The sequence below is a fragment of the Microcystis sp. M_QC_C_20170808_M3Col genome (assembly GCF_007095505.1).
Lineage (GTDB): Bacteria > Cyanobacteriota > Cyanobacteriia > Cyanobacteriales > Microcystaceae > Microcystis.
This window is the reverse complement of record NZ_SFBY01000432.1, coordinates 1-2,920: the sequence shown is the minus strand read 5'-3', so window position 1 is coordinate 2,920 and position 2,920 is coordinate 1. Positions and strand designations below refer to the sequence as shown.

Genomic DNA, 2,920 nt, shown 5'->3' with positions numbered 1-2,920 from the left:
CTCTGGATTCTTAATGGAGACATTGAGAATCTAAGCTGTCTCGTTGAACAAGGAATTTCTAACAGCGATGGGTCAAGAATCCCCCGTCACAGCGTAGCTTGACGGTGGGAGTATGTCAACATTCCCTTCAGGTTCGGTTCTGCCGACCCCCACTATCTCAAAAAACTGTTAAATTGGAAGAACCAAAAAGGATAGTTTATAAAAAAATTGATTTAAGGAGATCAAAAGTGTATAGAGAAAACGATCGCCCTCACAATTTATTCGGTACCGATAGTGAATTTTCCGAGAGTTTGTGGCAGTATGTCCAGACCTTAAGTCCCGAAACAATCGCCCAACTCTCGAAACCAGAATCCCAAGAGGTTTTTCAAGTGATGGAACGCAACATTATCGGACTTTTGGGCAACCTTCCCTCTGAACATTTCGGGGTCACTATCAGTACCAGTCGCGAACATCTGGGCCGGTTATTGGCCTCGGCAATGATGAGTGGTTACTTTCTCCGCAATGCTGAACAGAGAATGAATTTTGAAAAATCCCTCGCTAGTCTCCAGAGCGGCTCTAGCGATGTTTAAAGTTGAGCGGTAGTTAGTTTGAAAGGGAAAAAGAAGCAATCAGCTATCAGCTATCAGATTTTAGTTAGGGTTTGCTGAAAAAATCTAAAAACCTTGTTGGGTAAGACTTTTAGACTTTTTGTCAATCAAAAAGTACCAGGCATGGGAGTGATCAGGGGGAAAATTGAGCTACTTTTTCCCTGAAAATTAGGTAATTGGCCACCTCAAAACCGGTAAAACCCCACACCCTACACCCCACACCCCACACCCTGCCACCACCGAAAAACTTTTTGCCGCATACCCTAGTTACAAGATAACTTTGATCTGGCTAATAACTGATGACTGATGACTGATTAAAGACAGTTTTGCTGCCAGAGTAGTTCTTTTTCGATTCCCTGTTTTTCTCCGGGGGGGACAGTCCTTTCCCGCATAATATAAAGTCGCAGGGATTTAATCTGTTGATCACTACCGTGCTGCTGATTCCAGTTTTGACAGAGATACTGACCAAACTCTCCATAAACTGACCGACCGATAGCTCGATTAAGATTAATAAAATATTGTCGCCACTGCATGGTTTTATACAAACGATTGCGATCGCTTTCAGTGGGTTTATCCCAAATTACCGGCTGTCCTTCCCTAAATAAATCTACCGTGGAACCATCGGCTAATTGACTGACTGCCACAAACCAAGCATCATCTCGGGGCGGACTAGGGGAGAAAATAGTCCAATACTGGTCTAAACGGGTAACTCTTGCCAGAATATCAATTGTATTGAAAGTACGACGGGTGAGCAAGCGATCGAGGGATTGAATTAAAGGTGTATTTAAATCGCCTCTAATGGCCGATTGCCGGACAAAACTGCGTAAATTCCAGATACTGGTCAACAAGAAGAAGAAAATTACCAAAATATTTAAAGGTAAAGAGGATTTAATCGTCAGGGGACGAAACTTGAGAGGTTTGGTGAAATTGCCCATAAAACGACGATGGGAGGCAATCCACTCATAAATTCTCGTTCCCACGGCCATAAGGGGCGGTAAACGCAAAATTGGCGCTAAAAACCAGAAAATCGGCGAAAGACTGACAATATAAACCAATGCTGACCATTTAAACCGACGTTTTTCCTGCCAATCTTCCACTACCCAAGAATTTTGGGCCTCCATATCCTCGTATATTGAGGGGTTATCCTGAGCGACTAACAGGGGAGTGCCGGGTAAAATGAGAAAAGTGCGGAGAAGATGAACAACTTTCTTGCAAAATCCACAGTCTCGATCATAATTAATCCTTAAACCTTCCCTTTCTGGGTTTATTATTCGTTTTTGTCCCCAATCCCAGACTAAGCTGGGGATGATCGGCAACCAATGGGTAACACTCAAGAAAGGGAAAACCCCTAAATGTAGAATCAGCGCAAAAACCGTATGCAAGAAAATAAAGGAAACTACGGCGATTATTTTAAATAAACTATTGCGAAAGGGAACAAACATCAATAGCGGACCGAACCATTCAAAGCCTAGGGCTGAAATTGTTAGAAATTTGAGGAATTGCTGCGGTAAAGTCAGTAAAAAACTCCCCAAAGCGGTAGCGTATTGATCGTAACTAAGAGAGTAATAAACGGCTGTACCGTCGGGCCACCAAGTCTCACTTTTGAGTTTAAAGACCACTGACCACATATAGATGTAACACACCTGTATCATAAAAGCGACCGTGGCAGCCGAAACCACACGCTTGGGTAAGGGGTTGGGATTGGTGTTTAAGGCACTTTCCACGGAATAACAGGCACCAAGGGGTAAAAACATCGCCCAGAATAATACTGCCCGGATTACGTCATCGGCGGCAAATAGTAACAGGGGGTTGCGATGATGTAAAGAGACGATTAGCGCCCAAGTGGCGATCGTGGCTAAACGGGTATGATAGCCAATTAAAAGCAATAATGCGATCGCTATAGCGACAATAAACAGGATACTCTGCACCAGCACCGAGTCACTGAGAGCAAAAATAGACCAGTAAAAAGGACTAGCAGAGACTTTCGATAAGCTTCCTAGTGGTAAAACCCCTAATTCGCTGTAATGGGCAGTTAATTGGCTAAAACGAACCGATAAATCTACTAAAACCACTAACGCCAAGGCAATGCGAAATAAAGCCAGCGATCGCAGGTCAAACCCGAAAATCTCTGCCAGTCTTTGTCTAAATGATTTTGCCATTATCGCCATAGAATGATGATTCCCTCCACTTCTTCAATAAACCTACTTTATAGCAATTGACACTCCCCGCTCTAAAGAGACGGGGATTCTTGGTTCACAGAGATTACTTGCTTAGACAGAATTGCTTCTGAAAAAGTAGAGGTATTCTCTCCCCAAGCGTTTATTGGGTCGAGC

The 2,920-nt window shown here is 43.4% G+C and carries 2 protein-coding genes and 1 pseudogene; 2 read left to right on the top strand and 1 reads right to left on the bottom strand.

The features are described from left to right. Positions 1–102 (top strand): annotated as a pseudogene (locus EWV84_RS19945) (zinc ribbon domain-containing protein); the annotation flags it as partial. A gap of 125 nt (positions 103–227) precedes the next feature. Beyond that, positions 228–569 carry a DUF760 domain-containing protein gene (locus EWV84_RS19940; protein WP_002796237.1) on the top strand — a complete coding sequence of 114 codons (342 nt, stop codon included), beginning with the start codon at positions 228–230 and terminating at the stop codon, positions 567–569. 332 nt (positions 570–901) lie between these two features. Here EWV84_RS19940 and EWV84_RS19935 read toward each other — a convergent pair whose 3' ends face one another. Continuing rightward, entirely contained in the window at positions 902–2,755 is a 1,854-nt protein-coding gene (locus tag EWV84_RS19935) for a DCC1-like thiol-disulfide oxidoreductase family protein (RefSeq protein WP_287079602.1), read from the bottom strand. Between the last annotated feature and the right edge of the window lie 165 nt (positions 2,756–2,920).